Source organism: Syntrophaceae bacterium (genome assembly GCA_013177795.1).
Taxonomy (GTDB): domain Bacteria; phylum Desulfobacterota; class Syntrophia; order Syntrophales; family UBA2192; genus UBA2192.
On record JABLXY010000003.1, the window covers coordinates 113,259 to 136,024 of the forward strand.

Annotated in this window: 22 protein-coding genes; all 22 read left to right on the forward strand. The window is 65.5% G+C overall.

What is annotated here, in order from left to right:
* Positions 1-41: 41 nt before the first annotated feature.
* The 22 genes from nusA to HPY67_10555 all read left to right on the forward strand — a co-directional run bounded on the left by nusA (position 42) and on the right by HPY67_10555 (position 22,626).
* Positions 42-1,298 (forward strand): transcription termination/antitermination protein NusA, encoded by a 1,257-nt coding sequence (nusA, locus tag HPY67_10450; GenBank protein ID NPV05138.1) that lies wholly within the window; start codon positions 42-44, stop codon positions 1,296-1,298.
* A 55-nt stretch (positions 1,299-1,353) separates the two neighbouring features.
* Complete coding sequence (gene infB / locus HPY67_10455; GenBank protein ID NPV05139.1) at positions 1,354-3,969, forward strand: translation initiation factor IF-2; 2,616 nt, start codon at positions 1,354-1,356, stop codon at positions 3,967-3,969.
* An 82-nt stretch (positions 3,970-4,051) separates the two neighbouring features.
* Positions 4,052-4,396 (forward strand): DUF503 domain-containing protein, encoded by a 345-nt coding sequence (locus HPY67_10460; protein NPV05140.1) that lies wholly within the window; start codon positions 4,052-4,054, stop codon positions 4,394-4,396.
* Complete coding sequence (gene rbfA / locus HPY67_10465; protein ID NPV05141.1) at positions 4,377-4,745, forward strand: 30S ribosome-binding factor RbfA; 369 nt, start codon at positions 4,377-4,379, stop codon at positions 4,743-4,745. The genes HPY67_10460 and rbfA overlap by 20 nt, the downstream gene beginning before the upstream one ends.
* Positions 4,726-5,682: a bifunctional oligoribonuclease/PAP phosphatase NrnA gene (locus HPY67_10470; protein NPV05142.1), complete on the forward strand. Its 957-nt coding sequence runs from the start codon at positions 4,726-4,728 to the stop codon at positions 5,680-5,682. Before rbfA ends, HPY67_10470 begins: the two co-directional genes overlap by 20 nt.
* Positions 5,679-6,614 carry a tRNA pseudouridine(55) synthase TruB gene (gene truB, locus HPY67_10475; protein ID NPV05143.1) on the forward strand — a complete coding sequence of 312 codons (936 nt, stop codon included), beginning with the start codon at positions 5,679-5,681 and terminating at the stop codon, positions 6,612-6,614. Before HPY67_10470 ends, truB begins: the two co-directional genes overlap by 4 nt.
* Positions 6,615-6,662: 48 nt before the next feature.
* Positions 6,663-6,929: a 30S ribosomal protein S15 gene (rpsO, locus tag HPY67_10480; protein ID NPV05144.1), complete on the forward strand. Its 267-nt coding sequence runs from the start codon at positions 6,663-6,665 to the stop codon at positions 6,927-6,929.
* A 183-nt stretch (positions 6,930-7,112) separates the two neighbouring features.
* Positions 7,113-9,242 carry a polyribonucleotide nucleotidyltransferase gene (locus tag HPY67_10485; protein ID NPV05145.1) on the forward strand — a complete coding sequence of 710 codons (2,130 nt, stop codon included), beginning with the start codon at positions 7,113-7,115 and terminating at the stop codon, positions 9,240-9,242.
* Positions 9,202-10,473: an insulinase family protein gene (locus tag HPY67_10490; protein NPV05146.1), complete on the forward strand. Its 1,272-nt coding sequence runs from the start codon at positions 9,202-9,204 to the stop codon at positions 10,471-10,473. Before HPY67_10485 ends, HPY67_10490 begins: the two co-directional genes overlap by 41 nt.
* Positions 10,474-10,588: 115 nt before the next feature.
* Positions 10,589-11,047, forward strand: a complete 459-nt coding sequence (dut, locus tag HPY67_10495; protein NPV05147.1) for a dUTP diphosphatase — start codon at positions 10,589-10,591, stop codon at positions 11,045-11,047.
* 262 nt (positions 11,048-11,309) lie between these two features.
* Positions 11,310-12,401: a hypothetical protein gene (locus HPY67_10500; protein ID NPV05148.1), complete on the forward strand. Its 1,092-nt coding sequence runs from the start codon at positions 11,310-11,312 to the stop codon at positions 12,399-12,401.
* Positions 12,402-12,586: 185 nt separating this feature from the next.
* On the forward strand, positions 12,587-13,792 hold the full coding sequence (locus HPY67_10505; GenBank protein ID NPV05149.1) for a hypothetical protein: 1,206 nt from the start codon (positions 12,587-12,589) through the stop codon (positions 13,790-13,792).
* A 22-nt stretch (positions 13,793-13,814) separates the two neighbouring features.
* Positions 13,815-14,081: a septum formation initiator family protein gene (locus tag HPY67_10510; protein ID NPV05150.1), complete on the forward strand. Its 267-nt coding sequence runs from the start codon at positions 13,815-13,817 to the stop codon at positions 14,079-14,081.
* 531 nt (positions 14,082-14,612) lie between these two features.
* The gene (gene pilM, locus HPY67_10515) at positions 14,613-15,683 is read left to right on the forward strand and encodes a type IV pilus assembly protein PilM (protein NPV05151.1); all 1,071 of its coding nucleotides are present in this window, start codon (positions 14,613-14,615) and stop codon (positions 15,681-15,683) included.
* Complete coding sequence (locus HPY67_10520) at positions 15,680-16,228, forward strand: PilN domain-containing protein (GenBank protein ID NPV05152.1); 549 nt, start codon at positions 15,680-15,682, stop codon at positions 16,226-16,228. The genes pilM and HPY67_10520 overlap by 4 nt, the downstream gene beginning before the upstream one ends.
* Positions 16,229-16,230: 2 nt before the next feature.
* Positions 16,231-16,872, forward strand: coding sequence for a type 4a pilus biogenesis protein PilO (pilO, locus tag HPY67_10525; protein ID NPV05153.1), 642 nt, complete (start codon positions 16,231-16,233; stop codon positions 16,870-16,872).
* On the forward strand, positions 16,838-17,425 hold the full coding sequence (locus tag HPY67_10530; protein ID NPV05154.1) for a hypothetical protein: 588 nt from the start codon (positions 16,838-16,840) through the stop codon (positions 17,423-17,425). The genes pilO and HPY67_10530 overlap by 35 nt, the downstream gene beginning before the upstream one ends.
* Positions 17,422-19,110, forward strand: coding sequence for a hypothetical protein (locus HPY67_10535; GenBank protein NPV05155.1), 1,689 nt, complete (start codon positions 17,422-17,424; stop codon positions 19,108-19,110). The genes HPY67_10530 and HPY67_10535 overlap by 4 nt, the downstream gene beginning before the upstream one ends.
* 197 nt (positions 19,111-19,307) lie before the next feature.
* Entirely contained in the window at positions 19,308-20,186 is an 879-nt protein-coding gene (locus tag HPY67_10540) for a hypothetical protein (protein ID NPV05156.1), read from the forward strand.
* Positions 20,179-21,264 (forward strand): aminopeptidase P family protein, encoded by a 1,086-nt coding sequence (locus HPY67_10545; protein ID NPV05157.1) that lies wholly within the window; start codon positions 20,179-20,181, stop codon positions 21,262-21,264. Before HPY67_10540 ends, HPY67_10545 begins: the two co-directional genes overlap by 8 nt.
* Positions 21,265-21,388: 124 nt before the next feature.
* Entirely contained in the window at positions 21,389-21,790 is a 402-nt protein-coding gene (gene gcvH, locus HPY67_10550) for a glycine cleavage system protein GcvH (protein NPV05158.1), read from the forward strand.
* Positions 21,787-22,626: a lipoate--protein ligase family protein gene (locus tag HPY67_10555; protein ID NPV05159.1), complete on the forward strand. Its 840-nt coding sequence runs from the start codon at positions 21,787-21,789 to the stop codon at positions 22,624-22,626. The genes gcvH and HPY67_10555 overlap by 4 nt, the downstream gene beginning before the upstream one ends.
* Positions 22,627-22,766: the final 140 nt, after the last annotated feature.

The window sequence follows — 22,766 nt, forward strand, 5'->3', positions numbered from 1 at the left end:
AGCCCTCAGCCCTGTGCCGTATTGGAACCAGGAGGTCACGCATGTTTCCGGAGTTGAAACGTCTCATCGAGCAGATGGGCAAGGACAAGGGGATCGAGAAGGAGGTCATCATCGAAGCCCTGGAGTCGGCCATCCTCACCGCGGCCCGCAAGAAGCTGGGGCCGAAGGTGGAACTCGAGTCCAAGTACAACGAGGAGGCGGGAGAGCTGGAGGTGTTCCAGTTCAAGACGGTCGTGGAGAAGGTGCTGGACCCCGAGACGCAGATCAGCCTCGAGGAGGCAAGGCGGGACCTCGACGAGGAGGCCGAGCCGGGCGACAGCCTGGGCATGAAGATCGACGCGGCCAGCTTCGGCCGCATCGCCGTGCAGACGGCCAAGCAGATCATCATCCAGAAGGTCAAGGACGCCGAGCGCGACAAGATCTACGACGAGTACAAGGACAAGAAGGGCCAGATCGTCAGCGGCTTCGTCCAGCGCTTCGAGGGCGGCAGCATCATCGTGAACCTCGGCCGCGCCGAGGCCGTCATCCCCCCCTCGGAGCAGATCCACCGCGAGACCTACAAGCGCGGCGACCGGATCCGGGCCTTCATCGTGGACGTCAAGAAGATCTCCAAGGGCCCCCAGATCGTCCTGTCCCGCACCCACCCCGGGTTCCTGCGCGCCCTGTTCGAGCTCGAGGTGCCGGAGATCTCCGAGGGCTTCATCGAGATCGTCAACGTGGCCCGCGAGCCCGGCAACCGCTCCAAGATCTCCGTCCGGACCCTCGACAAGGACATCGACCCCGTCGGGGCCTGCGTGGGGATGCGGGGCTCCCGCGTGCAGAGCGTCGTCCAGGAGCTCAAGGGCGAGAAGATCGACATCGTCCCCTACTCGGAGGACGCCGTGAAGTACATCTGCTCGGCCCTCTCGCCCGCCAAGGTGAGCAAGGTCTTCATGTACGAGGACGAGCGGTCCATGGAGGTCATCGTGCCCGACGACCAGCTCTCGCTCGCCATCGGCAAGAGCGGCCAGAACGTCCGGCTCGCCGTGCGGCTCACGGGCTGGAAGATCGACGTGAAGAACGAGTCGATGCTCCAGAAGCAGGCCGAGGAGGGGCCCAAGAGCCTCATGAAGGTCCCCGACCTCGACGAGGCAACAGCGGAGCTCCTCTTCAAGGAAGGCTACAAGAGCGTCGCCGCCCTGTCGTCGGCGGACCCCGAGGCCCTGAAGGCCATCCCGGGGATGGACGCCGAGAAGGCGCAGGGCATCGTCGAGAGGGCCGCGCAGGTCGTGGAGAAGGATGCGGGGGGTGCCGCCTGAGCCTTGAGAAAGGCCTCAAGCCCGGGCTGAACCATACTTTTCGGGGGTTTCGAGCATGTCCAAGATGAGAGTTTACGAACTGGCCAAGGAGTTCGGGGTCGAGAACAAGGAGTTCATCGCGAGGCTCAAGACCCTTGGCATCGCCGTCAAGTCCCACTCCAGCACTCTCGAGGACAGCGAGGTCGAGCGGGTCCGCCGCGAGTTCGCCGCCAAGGGCGAGAAGGAGGTCGTCGAGAAGCGGGTCAAGTCGACGGTCATCCGCAGGCGGGCCGTCCGCCTGCCGGCCGAGGAGGCCGCCGAGGCCGCAGCCCCCGCGGCGCCGGCCGAGCCGGTGGAGAAGGCGGAGCCGGCCGAGAAGCCCGAGGCCGCCCCGCCGGAGAAGGAAAAGAAGGTCGAACAGCCCGAACCAGCCGCTGAAGCGGAAAAGCCCGCCGAGCCCCGGGCGGAGGAGCCCCCGGCCGCCGCGGCGGCGCCCGAGGCCGAGAAGGCCCCCGCAAAGCCCGAGCCCCCCGTGAAAAAGGAGCCCGACCTTTCCCGCCAGGCGCAGATCATCCGCCGGCCCGAGCCCGCCGAGAGGAGGGAAGGCCCGAGGCCCCCGGCCGCGGTCACCCCGCAGGCCCAGATCCGCAAACCCGCAGGTCCCGCGCCGGTCCATCCGCGCGGCCAGGCCGCCACGCCGGCAGGCGCGGAGGCGAGGGGTGCCGCGCCGGGCGCCGACAAGAAAGGCAAGAAGGCCGTCGAGGTGGTCATGGATTCCGTGGCCGCCAAGAAGAAGACGATGATCAAGCAGGTCATCGACAAGAAGGACAAGCGGGTCCGGCTCCGGGAGATCGAGGAGGAGGAATCCCCCCGCTGGAAGGGCGAACGCAAGGCGGCCGTCGTCAAGATGAAGAAGACGGAGATCACGACGCCCAAGGCGATCAAGCGGCGGATCCGGATTGCCGAGGCCATCCGCGTCGGCGAGCTCGCCAAGCAGATGGGCGTGCGCGCCAGCGACGTCATCAACAAGCTGCTCGGCCTGGGCATGATGGTCACCATCAACCAGGCCATCGACGTCGATGCGGCCACCCTGATCGCCGCCGAGTTCGGCTACCAGGTCGAGGCCGTCACGGCCGAGTACGACGAGCTGATGCAGCGGGTCGAGGCCGAGCCCCGGAACCTGAAGCCCCGCGCGCCCGTCGTCACCGTCATGGGTCACGTCGACCACGGCAAGACCTCGCTGCTCGACGCCATCCGGCAGACCAACGTCATCGACGGCGAGGCCGGCGGCATCACGCAGGCCATCGGCGCCTACCACGTCCGCGTCAAGGACCGCGACATCGTCTTCCTCGACACGCCGGGCCACGAGGCCTTCACGGCCATGCGCGCCCGCGGGGCGAAGGTGACGGACATCGTCGTCCTCGTCGTGGCGGCCGACGACGGCGTCATGGAGCAGACCGTGGAGGCCATCAACCACTCGCGGTCGGCCGGAGTCCCGATCATCGTGGCCGTCAACAAGATCGACAAGCCCAACGCCACCCCGGACCGGATCAAGCAGGAGCTCGCACAGCACGGCCTCGTGCCCGAGGACTGGGGGGGCGATACGCTCTTCGCCGACATCTCCGCGAAGAAGAAGATCGGCATCGAGAACCTGCTCGAGCTCATCCTCCTGCAGGCCGACGTGCTCGAGCTGAAGGCCGACCCGGACCGCCCGGCCCGCGGCATCATCATCGAGGCCAAGCTCGACAGGGGCCGCGGCCCGGTGGCGACGGTGCTCATCCAGGAGGGGACGCTGCGCGAGGGCGACGCCTTCTCCGCGAAGACGGAGTGGGGCCGCGTGCGCGCCATGATCAACGACCAGGGGCAGCGCGTCAAGGAGGCGGGCCCCTCCATGCCCGTGGAGGTCATCGGGTTCTCCAGCGTCCCGCAGGCAGGCTCGGAGTTCATCGGCGTCGAGGATGAAAAGAAGGCCAAGAGCATCAGCGAGTACTGGATCCGCAAGGAGCGCGAAAAGGAGCTGGCCGCCACCTCCAAGATCACCCTGGAGCAGCTCTACCAGCGGATCAAGGAGGGCGCCAAGGAGCTCAACGTGATCCTGAAGGCCGATGTCCAGGGGTCGCTCGAGGCCCTGACCGAGGCGCTCAACAAGCTCTCCACCGACGAGATCAAGCTGAAGATCATCCACAGCTCCACGGGCGCCGTCACCGAGACGGACGTCATGCTCGCGTCGGCCTCCGACGCGATCATCCTGGGCTTCAAGGTGAGGCCCGATGCGCGCGTCGTCGAGATCGCCGGCAAGGAGGGCGTCGAGATCAAGCTCTACGACGTGATCTACAACGCCATCAACGACGTGCGGGCCGCCATGGAGGGCCTGCTGGAGCCCGAGTTCCGGGAGGTCGTCCAGGGCCGCGCCGAGGTCCGCGAGACCTTCCGCATCGTCAAGGTGGGCACCGTGGCGGGCTGCTACGTGACCGACGGCAAGATCCCGCGCAGCGCCAGCGTGAAGCTCGTGCGCGACGGGGTGGTCGTCTACGACGGCAAGATCGCCTCGCTCAAGCGCTTCAAGGACGATGCGAAGGAAGTGGCCGCCGGGATGGAGTGCGGCCTCGGCATCGAGGGCTACAACGACATCCGCGTGGGGGACGTGATCGAGGCGTACATCACGGAGCAAATCGAGAGGAAACTCCAATAGGTCCGTCCCGTCTCTTCCGTCGGGAGACGAGGGGACGGAAGGCCGGTCCGGACCGGACGGGCCGCAGGGATGCATGGTCGGTATGGTAGTCGGCGTCGGGACCATCGAGGTGCACATCCACGAGAGCCGCTCCCTGAAGGAGAAGCGGGGCGTGATGAAGAGCCTGATCCGCCGCACGCAGAACGAGTTCAACATCTCGATCGCCGAGGTCGACGGGCACGACAACTGGAAGCGGGGGATCATCGGCTTTGCCGTCGTGGGCAACGACCGGGTCTTCGTCGACTCGAAGATGGAGAGGGTCCTGCACTTCGTCGAGAACCTCCGCCTGGCGGAAGTCGTCAACGTGCGCAGGGAGATCACGAACTACTCCGACATGACGGGCCGGTACGACGGGGGGGCGCTGCCCGATGGATTACAAGAGAGCTGACCGGGTCGCGGACCTCATCAAGCAGGAACTCGCCGAGATTCTCCGCCGCGAGGCCCACGACCCGCGGATCGCCAACATCACCGTGACGGATGTCCGGCTCACGGACGACCTCCGCTCGGCCCGCATCTACGTCGTCGAACTCGGCAAGGACCGCATGAGCGACGAGGTCGGGCAGGGCCTCTCGAAGGCCAGGGGCTTCGTCCGGCGCGAGCTCGGCAGGCGCCTGCAGCTCCGATACGTCCCGGAGCTGAGCTTCTTCTACGATTCCTCGTTCGAGTACGGCTCGAGGATCGAGAAGCTGCTCAAGGCGATCAGGAAAGAAGAACCGGATGATCCAATCGATCGCTGACATCATCAGGAGGGGCCGCCGCTTTCTCGTGACCTCCCACGTGAGGCTCGACGGGGACGCCGTGGGATCGGAGCTCGCCCTCTACGAGGCGCTCCGGGGCCTGGGCAAGGAGGCCGTCGTCTACAACCAGGACCGCACGCCGCAGATGTACGCCTTCCTGCCCGATGCGGAGGTCATCGTGAACCGGCTGGGCCCCGTGGACGGCTTTGACGCCGTCTTCATCCTCGACTGCAGCGAGATCGAGCGCGTGGGCGACGAGGCGCCGCGGATCGCCGGGATCCGGCAGATCGTCAACATCGATCACCACATCTCGAACGACCGGTACGGCCACCTGACGCTCACGGACCCCGAGGCGAGCTCCACGGGCGAGATGGTCTTCCGGCTCCTCGACGCAATGGGCCTCGAGATCACGAAGGACATGGCGGTCAACCTCTACACGGCGATCCTGACCGACACGGGGGCCTTCCGGTACTCGAACACGGGACCGGGAACCTTCGCCGCCGCCGGCCGGCTCCTCGAGAAGGGGGCCGACCCGGCCTGGGTCGCCCAGAAGGTCTACGAGACCTACCCGGCGGTGAAGATCCGGCTGCTGGCCCGGGCCCTGACCACCCTCGAGTTCGACTGGCAGGGGCGGATCGCGGCCCTCACGGTATCGAAGAGCATGCTCGACGAGGCGGGCGCCGAGTGGGAGCACACGGAGGGCTTCGTCGAGTACCCCCGCTCCATCGAGGGCGTGCAGGTGGCCGCCTTCCTGAGCGAGATCGGCGAAGGGCTCTACAAGGTCAGCCTGCGCTCCAAGGGGCGGTTCAACGTCGAGGAGGTGGCCCGGAAATTCGGGGGCGGCGGCCACATCAACGCCGCGGCCTGCCGGATCGAGGGTGACGCGGAGACGGTCAAGAAGCGGCTCTTCGACGCGATCAAGAACGGTGGCCGATGAACGGCGTCGTCGTCGTCGACAAGCCCGCGGGGATCACCTCCCATGACGCCGTCGACCGCGTGCGGAGGATCCTGGGAGAAAAGAAGGCGGGCCACACGGGCACCCTCGACCCGATGGCCACCGGCGTGCTCCCCGTCTGCGTCGGCGAGGCGACGAAACTGGCCGCCTTCCTCGCGGCAGACGACAAGGTCTACGAGGTCACGATGCGCCTGGGCGTCCGGACGGACACCCAGGACATGACCGGGCGTGTGCTCGGGGAGCAGGAGCCCCGGGTGACGGAGGCGGAGATCCGGGCCGTGCTCGAGGGCTTTGCGGGAACCGTCACCCAGGTGCCGCCGCAGTACTCGGCCGTCAAGGTCCGGGGCCGGGCGCTCTACAAGTGGGCGCGCAAGGGCGTGCACCTGGTGCCCCCCGCGCGGCAGGTCGAGATCCGGGCGATCCGCCTGCGCGCGGTCGAGATGCCCCGGGTGCGGTTCGACGTGACCTGTTCCAAGGGCACCTACGTCCGGACGCTGTGCGCCGACATGGGCGAGAGGCTCGGCTGCGGGGCCGCCCTGGAGAGCCTGCGCCGGACGGCCAGCGGCAGGTTTCGGCTGGAAGACGCCGTTTCCCTGGAGGGCGCAAGCGACGCCGCCGTCCGGGAGCGGCTCGAGCGGGGGCTCATCCCGCCGGGGCGGGCCCTTGCGGGGGTGGGGGACATCCCGGTGCCCCCGCACGTGGAGGAGCAGCTCAGGAGGGGCCGCCAGCCCGACGCCGGGGCCCTGGCGGGGCTGCAAATCCCTTCTCTTGCCGCGGGAGATGTGGTAAAGTTCACGAGCGGGTCCGGGCGCCTCGTGGCGCTGGCCCGCATGGTCGTTGCATCGGAGGATATCCCGATGCTGGGCGCCCGGGACCGGGTGGCCCGCATCCTGAGAGTCTTCACCGAGTCATGAAACGGATCGAACACAAATCATTTGTGAGCAAAGGGAGGATCAACGGACGTGCTTGACGCAGAAAAGAGGAAAGAGATCATTGCCGGCTTCAGGACCCACGAGAGCGACACGGGCTCTCCCGAGGTGCAGGTTGCCCTGCTGAGCGCCAGGATCCAGTACCTGACGGAGCATTTCAAGACGCACAAGAAGGATCATCACTCCCGCCGGGGTCTTCTGAAGCTCGTCGGGCAGCGCCGGCGGCTGCTGGAGTATCTCAAGAACAAGGACGTGACCCGTTACCGGAAGATCATCGAAAGGCTCGGTCTCAGGAAGTAGAGCCGGCGGCGGCGCCCGCAACCGCCGGCCCGATTGCATCCCGGGTCAGGCGTCCGCCGCGGCATTCCCGGCCGAAGCATCGGGACGGGCCCGTTCAGGACAGGGGATCCGTCTGCCCTGCGGGTTCCGCCGGGTGCACGCGCGCAACATCAATCGAGTCATCAGCAAGGAGATAGAAAGCGTATGAGTCAGATTTTCAAGACACAGTTCGCGGGCAGCGAAATCAGCATCAAGGCACAGTACATCGCAGGCCAGGCTGACGGCGCCGTCCTCGTGACCTACGGGGAGACGGTCGTGCTCGTCACCATCGTCTCATCCCGGGCGCAGCGGGAGGGGCTCGACTTTCTGCCCCTCACCGTCGATTACCAGGAGATGACCTTCGCCGCGGGCAAGATCCCGGGCGGGTTCTTCAAGCGAGAGGGGCGGCCCAACGAGCGGGAGATCCTGATCTGCCGGATCATCGACCGGTCCATCCGCCCCCTGTTCCCCAAGGGCTACAATTACGAGACCCAGCTCATCGCCACGGTGCTCTCCGTGGACGGGCAGCACGACTCGGACGTGGCGGCCCTGCTCGGCGCCTCGGCGGCCCTGCAGATCTCCAACGTCCCCTTCAACGGGCCCATCGCCGGCGTCCGGATCGGCCGGATCGACGGCAAGCTCGTCGCCAACCCCACCTCGATGGAAAACAGCGACCTCGACCTGTTCATCTCGGGGCGCAAGGTGACCCCGGGGACGGGCGGCAGGCCCTATGACGTCAACCTCGTCATGCTCGAGGGCGGGGCCCAGGAACTGAGCGAGGATGACATCGTCCAGGGCATCAACCTCGCGCTGGAGGCCATGCGCCCCGTCATCGACCTGCAGGACGAGATGCAGAAGGCCATCGGCAAGGCCAAGCGGCCCTTCACGCCCCCCGTCGTCGATGAGGCGCTCTACCGGAAGATCTCCGACCTCGTGAAGGAGGGCTTCGAGGCGGCGTACCGGATCCCGGAGAAGCTCGACCGGTACGGAAAGATCCGGGAAGTCCGCGAGAAGGCCATCGAGACCCTCTGCAAGGACGACCCGTCGCTCAAGCCCCTCGTCGAGCACGTCATCGAGAAGATCGACCGCAGCGTTCTGCGGACCATGATCCTGACCGAAAAGCGGCGCGTCGGCGGCCGTGCCTACGACGAGATCCGGCCGATCCAGTGCGAGGTGGGCCTGCTGCCCCGCACGCACGGCTCGGCCCTCTTCACGCGGGGCGAGACGCAGGCCCTGGTGACGATCACCCTGGGGACGTCCTCCGACGAGCAGCGGCTCGACTACATCACGGGCGAGGAGATGCGCTCCTTCATGCTCCACTACAACTTTCCGCCCTACTGCGTCGGCGAGGTGAAGCGGCTCGGGAGCCCCGGCCGGCGCGAGGTCGGCCACGGGGCACTGGCCCGCAGGGCGCTGCTTCCCGTCATTCCCAGCCAGGAGGAGTTCCCCTACACGATCCGCACCGTCTCGGAGATCCTCTCCTCGAACGGCTCGTCCTCCATGGCCAGCGTCTGCGGCGGGAGCCTCTCGCTGATGGACGCGGGCGTGCCGGTGAAGGACGTCGTGGCGGGCATCGCCATGGGCCTGCTCAAGGAGGGCGACAGCGTGGCCGTCCTGTCCGACATCCTCGGCGACGAGGACCACGCCGGCGACATGGACTTCAAGGTCTGCGGCACCAAGAAGGGCATCACGGCCCTGCAGATGGACATCAAGATCGACGGCATCAACGAGCAGATCCTGCGCAAGGCGCTCCAGCAGGCCAAGGAGGGACGGTTCTTCATCATCGACAAGATGAAGGAGACGATCGCCGAACCCCGCAAGGAACTCTCCCCGTACGCCCCGAGGATCCTCACCCTGAAGATCCGGCCCGACCGGATCCGCGACCTCATCGGCACGGGCGGCAAGAACATCCGCCAGATCGTCGCCGAGACGGGGGTGACCATCGACGTCGAGGACGACGGGACGGTTCTCATCGCCTCGGCCGACCTCGAGGCCGCCGACCGGGCCATCGCCATGGTGAAATGGCTCACCGAGGAGGCCGAGATCGGCAAGATCTACATGGGCACGGTGAAGAAGGTCGTCGACTTCGGCTGCTTCGTGGAGATCCTGCCCGGCACCGAGGGGCTCGTCCACATCTCGCAGCTCGACACGAAGCGCGTCGCCAAGGTGACCGACGTGGTCAGGGAAGGCGACAAGATCCCCGTGAAGGTCCTCGAGATCGACTCGAACGGGAAGATCCGCCTGAGCCGGAAGGATGCCCTGGGTGCAGACGTACCGAAAAACGGTCCTTTCTAACGGGATCAAGGTCATCACGGAGGAAATCCGCCACGTCCGCTCCGTCTCGATCGGCGCATGGGTCCGCTGCGGCTCGCGTCACGAGGACGAGCGGATCAACGGGACGGCCCACTTCATCGAGCACATGCTCTTCAAGGGGACGGCCCGGCGCTCGGCCTTCGACATCGCCTCCGACATCGACTCCGTCGGGGGCGTGATGAACGCCTTCACGGGGAAGGAGCTGACGGCCTTCTACGTCAAGGTGCCCGACTACCACCTCCCCCTGGCCATCGACCTGCTGGCGGACATCTTCAACAACTCCCTGTTCGGGCCCGACGACATCGAGAAGGAAAAGTCGGTGGTCCTCCAGGAGATCAGCATGGTGGAGGACACGCCCGACGAGTACATCCACGACCTCTTCGAGAAGCACTTCTGGGAGGGGCATTCCCTGGGCATGCCCGTTCTCGGGACGAGGGACTCCGTCGACGCCTTCGACCGGGGCGAGGTCCTGACCTTCTTCGAGGAGCGCTACCGGGGGGACAACCTGGTCATCGCCGCCGTGGGGAACCTGGAACACGAGAAGCTGGTCGACCTCGTCGCGAAGCTCTTCGGCACGCTGCCCGCCCTGCGGCAGCAGCCTGCCGACGAGCCGCCGCGCACCACGGCGCGCCTGTCCTGCTTCGAGAAGGACCTCGAGCAGCTCCACCTCGTCGTGGGCACGCCGGCCCCGGCGACGCTCGACAACACCCGGTTCGCGGGGATCCTGATGAACTCCGTCTTCGGCGGGTCCATGAGCTCCCGGCTCTTCCAGGAGATCCGCGAGAAGCGTGGCCTCGCCTACGCCGTGCGCTCCTACATCGTTTCCTATCGGGACACGGGCATGCTCAACGTCTACGTCGGGACCTCGAAGGACAAGACGCGGGAGGTCATCGACATCATCCTCGCCGAGATGCGGCGCATGAAGACCGAGCCGTTCTCGGACAAGGAGCTGCAGTCGGCCAAGGAGCTCATCAAGGGCAACCTGCTGCTGAGCATGGAGAGCACCGACAACCGGATGCAGAAGCTCGCGACCAACGAGATCTACTTCGGCCGCAACGTGCCGCCCGAGGAGATCGTCGGCCGGATCGAGGCCGTGAGCGCCGAGGACATCCTGTCCCTCTGTGCGCAGATGTTCACGCGGGACAACCTGTCCATGGTTTTCCTCGGCGACATGACCGAGGCCGAAATGCCCGCGGACAACATCGAACTCTAAGAAGGCAACAGGCATCAGGCAACAGATTTCCCGCTTCCCGGCCTGCCACCTGGAGCCTGTCACCTCGCGCGCGGGCAGCGTCAAGCCGTGATTTGATAGACAGGTCATTCGGGTGATGAAACCGGCCAGAGAGCAAATCACTGTCACCGTCACGCGGGTCGACGGTTCGGAGGACCTTCCCCTTCCGGGCTACATGACGGACCACGCGGCGGGGATGGACCTCATGGCCGCCGTGCAGGGCGACCTGGTCCTTCCCCCGGGTCAGCGTGCCCTCGTCCCCACGGGCATCGCCATCGCCCTGCCGGAGGGCTTCGAGGCGCAGATCCGGCCCCGGAGCGGCCTCGCCCTGAAACACGGGGTGACCCTCCTGAACACGCCGGGCACCATCGACGCCGATTACCGCGGCGAGATCCGCGTCATCCTGATCAATCACGGCGCCGAGCCCTTCGTCGTCCGGCGGGGGGACCGGATCGCCCAGATGATCGTCGCGCCGGTCTGCTGGGTCCGGTGGGATCCGCAGCCCGGCTTGCCCGCCACGGAACGGGGCGACGGCGGCTTCGGGCACACCGGGTAAGGCTTGACAGTCTTGCATTTCCCGGATTTCTGTTGGACATTGAATTGAAAATGATCTAATAGACGGAAAATGCACGAAGTTAGGAAGTTGATAGCGTAAAATACGCGTTACCTGTTCTTTGAAAAAGCAGAGAGCATCTGATACGCCTTTGGAGAATTCGCCAAAACTCGAAAGGAGGTATCAAGATGCTCCCAGGAGAGTTACCCCTCCCGGATGGATTGTTGCCTGCCCCGGGGACGTTGTCAACCGGTTGTTTGTTCATTTGGCCGCCCTGTACGATCAGGCCTTTCCCCGGAGTTACGGGCAGCGGCTTCGGGACATCCAGCTGCAGTGGCTGTCGGCCCATCGGGGCCGGCTGCGCTGTCCGCGCTGCGACGGCACGGCGCTGATCCGCAAGGGTTGGCGGAGCCGGGTGCTGCGGACGTCGCGGGGGCGCCTGTCACTGGCGGTCCTGCAGATGCGCTGCAAGGCCTGCGGCCGGACGTTTCGGCCGGTCAATGCCGTGCTGGGGCTTCCCTTCGGGCGGCGCTTCCTCGACGAGCTGGTCGAGAAGGCCATCGGGCTGGGGATCCAGATGCCCTTCGGGCGGGCCTCCTGGGCCCTGCGCGCGCTGCTGGCCGATGCGCCTTCCCCGGAGGGGCTGCGGCGCCAGATCGCCGCCCGGGCCGCGACGCTCGCCCCGAGCGACGAGGTGGCCGGCAAGACCGTGCTGGTCGACGGCACCCGGGTCAAGGCGGGGAAGAACCCGCGGGGCTCGGCCGTTTATCTGGCCGTCAGCGCCATCCCGGGTCCCGCGGTGGCCGGACGCCCGACCATCGTCAAGCGGCTGGTGCACGTGCACGTGGGTGATGCCGAGGGGCTTCGCCGGCGACTGCTGGGGTTGCCCATCGAGCGGCTCGTGCATGATGGGGGCCTGAACCTCGAGGCCTGTGCCTCTGCGGTCCAGCGCTGCCGCTGGCATCTGGTGCACCAGCTCAATCACTACCTCTGGCTCGACGGCATGCAGGTCGAGCAGCGCCGGCACTACCAGAAGCGCCTCAAGCGGTTGCTGTGGCGCCGGGGGCCCCGAGCCCCCGAGGGCTTGGATGCCTTTATCAAAGAGCTGCAGCGCGACGGCTTCCGTCAGTCGGCCGAGCACCTCCAAAACGCTCAGCCGCACGCCTTCAGCTGGCAGGCCGACAAGGGCTTTGCCTTCACGACCACCGCTCCCCTGGAGCGGGAGATGAGGGAACTCAACCGCAGGGCCGATGTCGGGGCCCGCTGGAGCGACCGCGGGATCGAAAACGTCCTGACGGTGCTGTTCCACTACCGGCTCAATGAAAAACCGATAGTGCCCCTAAGGGCGTATCAGTAGGTAACGTGTTTTTGTTGCTATCAGGAAGTTAAGAAGATGGGAAGTTAGGAAATGAGGAAGTGGAGGCAACAGGCAGCAGATCCTTCTTTCTGACCTGTCACCTGCCACCTGATACCTGACACCTTGGTGAGGCTGAGGGTTTTCGACAAGGAAGATAGACAGGACAGGCCGAACAGAGCAGAATGGTGAAGACCTTCAAAGTCAAGAAGACCATCGCCGAGATCAACGAGAAGATCCGGCAGGGCAAGGCCGTCGTCGTGACGGCCGAGGAGATGATCGACATCGTCGAGCGTCACGGCGACGTGGAAGCGGCCCGGAAGGTCGACGTCGTGACCACGGGCACCTTCGGGCCCATGTGCTCATCGGGGGCCTTCCTGAATTTCGGCCACACCTCCCCGCGGATCAAGGCCCACAAGGTCTGGCTCAACGACGTGGCGGCCTACGGCGGCCTCGCGGCGGTCGACTGCTACATCGGGGCGACCGAGGTGGCCGAGGGCGACCCCCTCAACAGCGTCTTCCCCGGCGAGTTCAATTACGGCGGGGGCCACGTCATCGAGGATCTCGTGGCCGGCAACGTGATCCGGCTTCGCATGGAGGGCTACGGCACGGACTGCTACCCCTCGCGCAAGCAGGAGAAGAACATCGTGCTGCAGGACCTGCGGGACGCGATCCTCTTCAACCCGCGCAACTGCTACCAGAACTACAACTGCGCCGTGAACATGTCCGACAAGACGATCTACACCTACATGGGGGTCCTGCGCCCGCGGATGGCCAACGCCAACTACTCCACCTCGGGACAGCTCAGCCCCCTGTTCAACGACCCCTACTACCGGACGATCGGGATCGGGACCCGCATCTTCCTCGGCGGGGCCCAGGGGTACGTGGCCTGGCACGGCACCCAGCACCACCCGGACACGCCGCGGGGACCCAACGGCGTCCCGACGGGCGGGGCGGGGACCCTCGCCGTCATCGGCGACCTGAAGACCATGTCCCCGGAGTGGCTCACGGGCGCGAGCTTCTTGGGCTACGGCGTTTCCCTCTACGTCGGCATCGGGATCCCGATCCCCGTGCTCGACGAGGAGATGGCACGCTTCACCGCCGTGAAGGACGCGGACATCAAGACCCAGGTCTACGACTACAGCATGGACTATCCGGGCGGCGGCGACATCAAGAGCCTCGGCGAAGTGAGCTATCAGGAACTTCGCAGCGGCCGGATCATCCTCAACGGGAAGGAAGTGGCCACGGCCTCCATGTCGAGCTACTACAAGGCCCGGCAGATTGCGGAGACACTCAAGACCTGGATCGAAAAGAGGGAATTCCTGCTGGGCGAGCCCCAGGCGCTCCTGCCCTCGGTCAGCAGAGAACCGACCGGGGGACACCGCAAACGCTGATGCCGTTGTCGGGGGGTGGCGGATGAAGGCGGGCAGAGTGCTTCTGCTGTTCCTGATCCTCACGGGGTCGGCCATCCTCTTCGGCAGCCGGGGGGTCCTCGACAATCACCGCCTCAACCAGAAGCTTCTCGATCTGCGACATGGCAACGAGGAGCTCGCTGCGAAGAACGACGCCCTGAAAAAGGAAATCCTCCTTCTCCGCAACGACCTGCGATACATCGAGAAGGTGGCCCGCGACGAGCTCGGCATGGTGAAGCCGAGCGACCGGGTCTACCGGCGCGTGGAGTGACCCTCCTCAAACTCGGAAGTTTAGAAGTTGGGAAGTTGAGAAGTTCGGATAGTCCGGTGACCGCACAATAACTTCCAGCGCTTCCAAGTTTCCCAGCTTCACATCTTCACAGCTTCAGAATCCCCTTCTTCTCCCCTGTCCCTGTACAGAGTGTGTCAAAAAGCCTGACAGGGCCCCGGAAACACAGTCCCGGAGCCTCTTTCACGGCAGCCGCCCCGTTCAAGGCACCGTCCGTAGCAAATTTCATTTAACCCCGGCCCCGTCCCTGCCGATTAGTACCGTTGGGGGTTTCCCCCGCCGCAAGGCCTGTCGGTCGGGCATCCTGAAGGCAACCCGGCCGAAAAGGCCTCCGAATCAAGGCCTTCCGGGGCCGCAGCCGCGGCAGCCCCTCCAAAGGCGGATTCCCGGGTCGACCGTGGCACAATGCTTGCTTAACGTATTGCCCGAAGTGGTGTGAAGTGAATCGGCCTTAACCCCTCTCCCCGATGCCGGTTGACCGGCCGGAGGAGACCGCCAGACACAGAGGACCCCATGTTCAAACTCAACGGCCTGTTTTCCAGCAAGAAGCAGATTGCGGGGCTCGACATCGGATCCAGTTCCGTGAAGCTCGCCGAGATCGCCGAGGGACCCGACGGCTACGTGCTGCAGAATTTCGCCAGCATTCCCCTCGCGAAGGGCATCATCGCCGATGGCATCATCGCCAACCCCAATGCCCTGGCCGAGCGCATCAAGGAACTCCTCAAGATCTCCCGCTGCAAGGCCCGCACCGTCGTCACCTCCCTCTCCGGATACTCCGTCATCGCCAAGAAGATCGGCTTCCCCTCCATGGACGAGGAGTCGCTGCGCGAGCTGATCAGCGACGAGATCGAGAAGTACCTTCCCTTCGGCGACATGAAGGACGTCAACTTCGACTTCCAGATCTTGGGGTCCAGCGACATGAGCCCGGGCCAGATGGAGGTCTTCCTCGTGGCCGCCAAGAAGGACGTCGTGCAGAGCTACGTGGACACGCTGAAGAAGGCGGGGCTCGATGTGGCCATCATGGACGTGGACTCCTTCGCCCTCGAGACGATGTACGAGGAGAATTACGATTACGGGCACGAGGACGTCTGCATCCTCGTCAACATCGGGGCCAGCATGACGAACATCAACGTGGTCAAGGGGGGCGCCTCCATCTTCATCCGCGATTTCCCGCTGGGCGGCACCTCGATCACGGAAACCCTCCAGGACAAGACAGGGGTCTCCTTCGAGGAAGCCGAGCGCATGAAGCTCGAGAAGGCCGCATCGGGCGACGAGCAGAGCCGGGATGAGCTTCTCGCCTGCGCCGATCCCCTGCTGCTGGAGATCGAGCGCTCCGTCGATTACTTCCGGTCGACCTACCCGGGCAGGTACATCAAGCAGATCCTGCTCTGCGGCGGGACGGCCCGGATGCCCGGGATCGCAGACGCGCTCGTGCAGCGGCTCAACGTGGAGGTCGAGATCGCCAATCCGTTCCGCAAGGTTTCGGCCGACAAGAAATCGTTTTCCGCCGAGGACCTGAAAGAAATCGGGCCGCAGGCCTCAGTCGGTGTCGGGCTCGCCATGAGGAGGATCGGGGACAAATGATCAAGGTCAACCTGCTTCCCTACAGGGAAAAGAAAAAGGAAGTCCAGTCGAAGAACCAGGTCGTCATCCTCGGTGCCCTGGGGGCCGTCTTCGCGGTGCTGCTCGTCGGGTTCCACGTCTTCACCGTGATGAAGCTCAACGAGCTCGAGGCCGAGGTGCAAGGCACCGAGCAGAGGCTCCAGCAGCTCAAGTCGAACATCGGCGACATCAACCAGTACAAGAAGGCGAAGGAGATCCTCGAGAAACGGCTCCACATCATCAGCTACCTCGAGAAGAACCGCTTCGCCAAGGTCTACTTCCTCGATGAGCTGACCGCCATGGTCCCGGCCAACCAGGTCTGGGTCAAGTCGATGAAGGAAACAGAGGCGGACGTGAAGATCGACGGGTTCGCGCGGGACAACGTCGCGATCGCGAAGTTCATGCGCAACCTGGAGAAATCGAAACACCTGACCACCGTTGACCTCGTCTCGTCGAAACAAACGGAAATCGCGGGCAACAAGCTGAAGCAGTTCACCCTGTCCTGCGGTCTCAAGAAGGGGTTCTGAGCATGGCACTGAGCGTAGACGATCTCAAGAAAATGCCCGTCCGGCAGAAGGTCCTGGCGATGTTCGTGCTCTTCATCCTGCTGGGATTCGCCTATTACTCGCTGTACTATCAAAACGCCATGCAGCAGGAGGAGCAGCTCCAGGTGCGGCTCGCGGACCTGCAGAGGGAACTCACCCAGAAGCAGAAGCTCATGGAGGAGAAACTCAAGTTCGAGCGGGAGATCGCTCAGCTGCAGGAGCAGCTCAAGGTGGCCATGGCGAAACTGCCCGAGCAGAAAGAGATCCCGGGCCTGCTGATCTCCATGTCGGAGGCCGAGAACATCGGGGGCGTGGAGTTCCAGCTCTTCGAGCCCCTGGCCCCCGTCGAAAAGGAGTTCTACGCCGAGCTGCCCGTGAAGATTTCGCTCACCGGGGTCTATCACGACACGGCCACGTTCTTCGAGAAGGTGGCGAAGCTGCCCCGCATCGTCAACGTCTCGGACATCTCCATGGAGCGGCGCGAGGGGACGAAGGACGCCAACGGCGCCAAGGGCCCCACCCTGGCGACGAGTTTCCTGATCAAGACCTACATGTTTGTCGAAAAGCCCGTTGAAGGGAGCAAGAAGGCGGATGGAACGGACAAGAAAGCAGCGCAGAAAAAGTAAGCCCCTGGCGGGAAGCCTGGCTTTCGTCTTCCTGCTTGCGGTTGCCGCGACGGCGGCCCCCGCAGCGGACACGCCCGCGGCGCCGCCCGCTACGGCGGTGGCCTCGGCGATTCCCGCGGCGGCGCCCGCGACGGTGAAACCGGGGGAGGCTGCCCTCGAGATGCCGGACTACCGGTACGACCCGAAGGGCAAGACCGACCCCTTCAAGCCGTTCGTGCGGCTCGAGCTGCCGACCCCCGCGAAGAAGGGCCCGGAGAAGAAAAAGTACACGGGCCACCTCACACCCCTGCAGCGGGTGCCCCTGGACAAGGTCCGCGTGACGGGCATTGCGGGGTCGGCGTCGAAGCGCGTGGCCATGGTCGAGGACGGGGCCGGCAAGGGCTACATCGTGTACCTGGGCACGCTCATGGGCGAGAACGGCGGAAGGGTGATCCAGATCCTCCCCGACCGGGTCATCGTCGAGGAGAAAGTCGGGGAAGGCACCAAGGGCAAGGAAAAGTCGCACCGTGTGGCGCTGAAGCTCCATAAAGAGGAAGGCGAGGGAAGACCATGAAGAAGCTGAGCCTGTGGGCACTGACGATTGCATGCTGTGTGATGCTGGTTGCCGGCTGCGCAACGATGAACGCCGGTCCCGACCCGGCGGCGGAGGCGGCCGCCAAGCCCGGGGCCCCGGCGCCGGCCGATGCGCCCGCCGCCGTCGGCTACATCGAGAGGATCGCCTTCGACAGGGCGGCGGACAAGGAAAAGGTCATCATCACGACCTCCAAGCTCATGGGGTACACGGCCTCCCGGGAATCGGCCCGGATGCTCGTGCTCACCTTCGACCGGATGATGGTGCCCGACGAGCTGAAGAGGAAGACCGCCGACGGCGGCCTGAAGGTCGTCGAGGGCGTCACCGGCGATCAGATGAAATCGGGCGAGCGGCCCGTCGCCACCCTGAAGGTCGCGCTGCGGGATGCCGTGCCGCACCTCGTGCGTGAGGAGGGGAACCAGCTCATCGTCGAGATCGACACGGTCAGCCTGCCGCGAAGCGAACGGATGAAGGAGGAGGTGGCCAAGGTCGAGGCGATGCGGCCCGCGCCGAAGGCCAGGGAGACCAAGACCGAGAAGAAGGAAGCCAAGGTCTACACGGGCCAGAAGATCACGGCCGACTTCCAGGATGCCAACGTCCGGAGCGTCTTCCGCCTCATCGCCGAGGTGAGCGGCCTCAACATCGTGGCCGGCGAGGACGTGAAGGGCACCGTGACGATGAAGCTCAACGAGGTGCCCTGGGACCAGGCCCTGGAGACGATCCTCGACATCCAGCAGCTGGGGACCAAGACGCAGGGCAATGTCATCGTCGTCATGCCCGCGGACAAGATCAAGAAGGCCGAGGAGCAGCGCCTCAAGGAGGACGTCTCCCGGGGCAAGCTGAAGCAGATCTCCATCGAGGCCCAGATCGTCGAGGCCAACGAGACCTTCACCCGCCGGCTCGGTGTCCAGTGGGGCGCCGGCGGCGCGACCAACATCAACAGCACCAATCTCGGCATTCTCGGCGGCTCGGCAGGCTACGCCACGGGGCTGACGACCGGGACGACGGGTGCGACGACGATCGCGCAGACCCTCCCGAGCGGCATCGGGTTCACCGGCAGCAACCTCGCCGTGAACTTCCCCTACACCTATTCGAACACGCCGCTGCTGGGCATCGTCGCCGGCTCCAACAAGTTCGTCATCAGCGCCCAGATCCACGCCCTGGAGGGCTCGAGCGAGGGCAAGATCATCTCGTCGCCGAAGGTCACGACGCTCGACAACGTCAAGGCGACGATCAAGCAGGGCGAGGAGATCCCCTACGTCACCGAGTCCACCTCGGGCGGCGTCGTCACCCGCACCATCCAGTTCAAGGAGGCGGTGCTCAAGCTCGACGTCAAGCCGACCATCACCCCCGAGGGCAAGATCTCCATGGAGATCAAGGCCACGAACGACTACGCCGATTACACGCGCTCCATCCAGGGCAACCCGCCCATCAACAAGAACGAGGTCGACTCCACCGTCGTCGTCTACGACGGGGACACGATCGTCATCGGCGGCATCTACAAGTCCAATGACTCCAAGGGTGTCGGCGGCGTGCCCGGGCTCTACAAGATCCCCCTGTTCGGCTGGCTGTTCAAGGCGGAGGAGGAGCAGAGGCTCAAGCGCGAGATCCTCATCTTCATCACGCCCCGGGTCGTGCAGGACGCGCAGCTCGCCCAGGGGATCTAGGCCCGCAAAGCCGGGATGCCGTAACGCGCAAGGCGGAAGAAGCCGAAACCCCGCGGTCCACAGGGCCGCGGGGTTTTTTTGAACCTTGACACTCCCGGGACGCTGTGTTAGTCCCCGACTGAACGCGGGGCCCCGAAGGGGCGGAAACGCGAAATACAGGACAAGAAGAAGACGGAAAGGGAACGGAAACCCGGCCGATGGAGAAAAACGGCAGCCAGGACGGATTCGGGATGGTGAGGCTGAGCGAGGTGATGGACCGCAGGGAATTCATCGCCCGGGCCGAGGCCTTTCTGGAGCAGGACCCCGCCCGTGCCGTCGAGATGGCCCTCGAGCGCCTGCGGGTGTACCCGGACGACGTCGAAGCCCGGACCGTACTGGGCATCGGGTGGTTCCGCAAGGGGGAAACGGCCCCGGCGCTCGACGTGCTGAGGGAGCTCGCCCGCGACGTGACCCGGTGGTCGCCCGCCTTCCGGATCCTCGCCGAGCTGTGCCGGGGGCAGGGTCTCGACGACGAGGCCGATCGGGCCTCCCGCATTTACATGGCGATCAACCCCGAATCCGCGGAGGCCATCCAGGACCTCGAGGACCGCCTGCGCAGGGAGAGCCGCGCCTACCCGGAGGCGGCCGAGAAGCCGGACGAGGAGGCCGGACTGCCCCGGGCGGCCGATTTCAAGACCCTGACCCTGGCCGATCTCTATGCCCGGCAGGGCTACAGGGAACTCGCCGAGGCGCTCCTGAGGGAAATCCTCGCCGCGGACCCCCAGAACCGCGCCGCCCTGGAGAGGCTCGACAGGCTGCAGTCGCTCTCCGGCGGGGACGGCAGGCCGCCGCTCGAGGCCGAGGAGACCCCGGCCCGGAACGACAGGGACTTGTTTTTCGGGGACCCCGCCTCGCCTCCCTTTCACGGCCTGTTCAGCCACACGGCGGGCGCCGCATCGCTTGAGGCCGAGGAGCCCCAGGCACCGGGGGCCGTCGGCTCCGCCCCGGGCGCCCCGGCCCCGGACCGCCGTGCCGCGCTCGTCGGGACCCTCAACCGCTGGCTCGTCTCTCTCGACAGGATGAAGAAGCATGCCTGACAAACCGTCAACGGCCGCGAGACTGTCCCGGCTTCGGGCGATCATGCGCCGCTCGGGCGTGGATGCGATCCTCATCCTCGATCTCAGGAACATCCGTTACCTGACAGGCTTTTCCGGCAGCGACGGGGCCCTCCTGGTGGGCGCCGGGAAGCCCTCCCTGCTCGTGGACGGCCGCTACACGACCCAGGCCGCAAAACAGGCCCCGGGGGCCCGGGTGGTGCTCTACCGCGACAAGGCCGAGGGGATCGCCGATGCCCTGACGGCCGAAAAGTACGGCGTCGTCGGCTTCGAGCCGGCCGCCATGTCCGTGGCGCTTTTCCATGACCTGCGGCGCAAGGCGAAGAAGGTCCGCTGGAAGCCGCTCGCGTCGGAACTGGGCGACCTTCGCGCCGTGAAGGACCCCTCCGAGATCGATCAGATCCGCAAGGCGATCCGGATTGCCACCGGGGCGATGCAATCGACCCTGGGGAGCATCCGCCCCGGCGCGTGCGAACTGGACATCGCCGTCGAGCTCGAGTACGAGATGCGGAAAAAGGGGGCGGAGGGGCTTGCCTTTGACACGATCGTTGCATCGGGTCCCAACAGCGCCCTGCCCCACGCGCGGCCGGGCAGGCGGAAGATCCGGCCGGGGGACGTCGTGGTCGTCGACTACGGGGCCGTCAGCGGCGGGTACCACTCGGATGAAACCTGCACCTTCGTGATCGGCCGGGCGGGCAGGCGACACGAGAAGCTCTACGCCCTCGTCAAGGAGGCCCACGACAGGGCCCTTGAGGCGGTGAGGCCCGGCGTGCCATGCCGCGATGTGGACGCCGCCGCAAGGGCAGTCATCGAAAAGGCGGGCTACGGCCCGCGCTTTTCCCACGGGACGGGTCACGGGGTGGGCCTTGACATCCACGAGGCGCCCCGGCTCTCGGCCCTGTCGGAGGCCGTCCTCGAGGAGGGCATGGTCATCACGATCGAGCCGGGCATCTATCTGCCCGGTCTCTGCGGGATCCGCATCGAGGTGACGGCCGTCGTCGAGAAGGGGGGCGTGCGCGTGCTCACGGAGTTTTCAAAGGAGATGCAGGTGATCGGATAAGGATGGAAATTGGGAAGCTCGGAAGTTGAGAAGCTTGGACGGACCGGGACCATCGGCCGGCTTCAGGCTTTCCCGAGCTTCGCAACTTCACAACGTCTTAACTTCATGATTTGGGAAAAGAATCATGTCCGTTTTTCAAGAGGATCTCTTCTACAGCCGTGAACACACCTGGGTGAGGGTCGACGGCAACATCGCCACCGTCGGGATCTCCGACTACGCCCAAGGGCAGCTCGGGGAAATCTACTCCGTGGAGCTGCCCGAGCCGGACAAGGAGGTCGAGCAGGACGAGGCCTTCGGCTCGATCGAGTCGGCCAAGTCGGTGGCGGAACTCATCTCGCCGGTCAGCGGCGAGGTCATCAGCGTCAACGAGGACATCGAGGACGACACGAGCGTGATCAACAGCGACCCCTACGGGTCCGGCTGGCTGATCATGGTGGAAATGCGCGATCTCGACGAGCTCAACAACCTCCTCGACGCGGAGGAGTACCGGGACTATGTCGGCGAGGAAGCCGGGGATGAGGAATGAGTGACGCCCCGTGGCGCTTCCTGCCCTACCGGGCGCTGCGCGCCGCCGAGAACATGGCCATCGACGAGGCCGTCTTCCGCCTCAACCGCCGGGAGGGACTGCCGCCGACGCTTCGCTTCTTCGGATGGAGCCCCCCCGCCGTGTCTCTCGGGTACTTCCAGAAGACAGGCCGGGAAATCGATGTCGGCGCCTGCCGCCGGGCGGGGGTCGACATCGTGCGCCGTCCCACGGGCGGCAAGGCCGTCCTGCACGAACACGAGCTGACCTACTCTCTCGTTGCCCCCGCCGACCACCCCCTCTTCACCGGCGACATCATCGGAACCTACCGGGTCGTGAGCGCCTGCATCGTGGAGGCCCTTTGCCGGCTGGGCCTGACGCCCGAGGTCGCCTGTGACGGACGGTCGGCGGCGGGGACCGCGCTGGAGGGATACTGCTTCGCCGCGCCGTCCCGGTACGAACTCCTCGTGGGCGGGCGCAAGATCTGCGGAAGCGCCCAGGTCCGCTCGGGGGGGGCGTTTCTCCAGCACGGCTCGCTCCTTGCCGACATCGACCCCGTGCGGACCGCCTCGGTCATGGGGGTGTCCGTCGAGGGGGTCAGAAGAACAACGACCAGCCTCCGGGAGCAGCTCGGGCGTGCCGTCGGGCACGAGGAACTGGCCGGCCTGCTGCGGGCGGCCTTCGAGGACACCCTGGGCATCCGCCTGGCCGAGGGCGTCCTCAGCCCGGCCGAGGAATCGCTGAAGGAGAGGCTGTTGAGGGAGAAATACGGGACCGATCGATGGAACCTGGAGGGCAGGGGAGGCTCGGCAGACGAGGGGAGCACGGACGATGCATGAAACGGCCCGAGCCGCAAAGTTTTGATTGACAAAAATTTTCTTTTTTAATAATCTTCAACAGTTTCGCGTAGGAAAATCGGACTCGACGATCGGCTCACGCATCCTCTCCAACCGCGGAATTGCCTTTGATTCCGTTGCAG